The organism is Kitasatospora sp. NPDC007106, assembly GCF_040634455.1.
GTDB classification, from domain to species: Bacteria; Actinomycetota; Actinomycetes; order Streptomycetales; family Streptomycetaceae; genus Kitasatospora; species Kitasatospora arboriphila.
Genome location: NZ_JBEYFP010001187.1, coordinates 1 through 1,488 on the forward strand (window position 1 = coordinate 1; position 1,488 = coordinate 1,488).

The 1,488-nt window shown below is 70.8% G+C and carries 2 protein-coding genes; both read left to right on the forward strand.

Going from position 1 to position 1,488, the window contains the following annotated elements; translation table 11 throughout:
* Positions 1-292: 292 nt before the first annotated feature.
* The gene (locus tag ABZ641_RS37005; RefSeq protein WP_344626145.1) at positions 293-823 is read left to right on the forward strand and encodes a hypothetical protein; all 531 of its coding nucleotides are present in this window, start codon (positions 293-295) and stop codon (positions 821-823) included.
* A gap of 133 nt (positions 824-956) precedes the next feature.
* Positions 957-1,094 (forward strand): SMI1/KNR4 family protein, encoded by a 138-nt coding sequence (locus ABZ641_RS37010; RefSeq protein WP_359988958.1) that lies wholly within the window; start codon positions 957-959, stop codon positions 1,092-1,094.
* Positions 1,095-1,488 lie beyond the last annotated feature (394 nt).

A 1,488-nucleotide genomic window follows, 5' to 3' on the forward strand; every position in this document is an offset into this window, starting at 1 on the left:
CGGCTCTCTGCGGCTGCCCTGCGGTCTGCCCACCGGGCACCGTTCGAAGATGCGGCTCGGCCCTGCGGGAGGAGACCACCCACCAAGCCGGGTAGCCGGTTGTAGATGTCGCCGGCGTTGCCGGAGACGACCTGCGCGACTTGCTGAAGGGCGACGGTGCCGGCGAGCCTCCCGGAGTAGGTGAGGTCGACCTGTTCGGCGTCGCCGCTGAAGTCGTCGCCCGGGGACGCGAAGATGCAGCGCCGGCAAATCGCTCGACGAGTCGCTGCTGCAGCCCTACCCTCACGCGGTGATGAACACGATCACGAACACGGTTGAAACCGGCGAGGACTTCCGCGGCCTGCTGAAGCGGCTTGCCAGGCACTTCGAGAGCCTCGGCCCGAACGCTCCGGACGTGGACGACGTTCTGCTCCGCTGGGCGGCAGCCCTCCCCGATCAGGCGCCGGATCCCGGCTGGACCGGACTGGCCGCCCAACTGCTCGCCGCAATCACAGCACCCTCCGCCGGGCTCGCCGTTCCCGCCCCCATGGACACCGAGCCACCGGTCTCCACGTCGGGCGACTTGCGGGTCCTGTTGCGCACCCTGGCGGCCGACTACGCCCAGGACCGCAAGCGGCAGGAGGACAGGAGGGCCCGCAGCCTGTGGGCCGGCGACGGCGGCGGCTGGGCTCACGATTCCCTGGGCTCGTTCCTCGAGTCGTGGGACGCCTGGCTGGGCGCCTCCCTCGGCAGACCCCCGCGGTTCCCCGGCATTCCGCCGATCGAACCGGTCACCTGGACCTCGGTCGCCTGGCAGCTCGGCGCAGTCCGCGTCTACGAGTGACACCACCCGCGGGCTACGATCGCGGCTCGAACTGCCGTCCCACATGAGAAGAAGCACCGGTGGACGCCAGGATCACCCGGATCCGAGCCGAACTCGCCGCACTGCCGACCACGAGAAGGCCGCACTCGGCCCCGTGCTCACCGAGACGCAGATCTCGGCCTTCGAGGACGCCCACGGCATCCGGCTACCCGAGGAGTTCCGACAGTTCCTCACCCGAATCGGGCACGGCGGATACGGTCCCGCCTACGGATCGTTGCCCATGGAGCGGTGACTCGGACGGGGTCGCACGGGACTGCCTGCCGAACCGTTCCCGGTCGTCCCCGGGCATGGATCCCCGACGGGTCCCGACGGCCGAGGCGACCTCGCGGGATCCTTCCCGGCACCATCACGGTCGTCCACCGCGGCTGCAGCGACTTCACGCCGCTGGTCGCCACAGGACCCGGACGCGGGCATCCGGTAGGGGTCAACGCCCTGGGATCCTTCGCTCCTCGCTTCTACGCCGACTCCGACTTCCTTTCCTGGTAAGAGCGATGGCTCGACTTCGTCCTGACAGGACACCGGGACCTCACCTGGCTCGGAGCCGGGCGGTCAGCGGGTGCCCGGCAGCGCCGAGCACGGCGATCTCGCGGGCGGTGCGGGCGGTGCGGGCGGTGCGGGCGGCCGTC

Excerpts from the sequence above, each read along its gene's own strand:
- ABZ641_RS37005 (WP_344626145.1), top strand. The coding sequence starts at position 293 with ATGAACACGATCACGAACACGGTTGAAACCGGCGAGGACTTCCGCGGC.